Source organism: Vibrio sp. 10N.222.49.C9 (assembly GCF_041474985.1).
In the GTDB taxonomy this organism is placed as follows: Bacteria; Pseudomonadota; Gammaproteobacteria; order Enterobacterales; family Vibrionaceae; genus Vibrio; species Vibrio crassostreae_C.
This window is the reverse complement of the sequence record NZ_JBFRVD010001403.1, coordinates 1-274: the sequence shown is the minus strand read 5'-3', so window position 1 is coordinate 274 and position 274 is coordinate 1. Positions and strand designations below refer to the sequence as shown.

Sequence of the window (274 nt, the reverse complement as noted above, 5' to 3'; positions counted from 1 at the left end):
CGTTGGCAAGCTTGAGCACTCATACGCCACCTTCTCTGAAGAGTTCCACGCTATCTTGCACCGTCAAGCGATGAGCGAAAGGAACTAATCAATGGCGGGTTATCAACCTAAAAAACGCAAACTCACCGCAGAAATCAACGTAGTTCCTTACATTGATGTCATGCTGGTGTTGCTGATTATCTTTATGGTGACCTCGCCGTTTGTCACACAGGGCGTGGATGTTGAGCTGCCTAAAACGCACAGCGCGACACCTGCATCAGAACTTGCTGGAGAC

General features: G+C 49.3%; 1 protein-coding gene and 1 pseudogene. Both read left to right on the top strand.

Annotated elements, in window-relative coordinates; genetic code table 11:
* Positions 1-88: pseudogene (locus tag AB4585_RS28495) on the top strand (Tol-Pal system subunit TolQ); the annotation flags it as partial.
* Positions 89-91: 3 nt separating this feature from the next.
* Positions 92-274, top strand: a 183-nt coding sequence (locus AB4585_RS28490; RefSeq protein WP_372172130.1) for a biopolymer transporter ExbD, incomplete at its 3' end; no start/stop codon positions are given.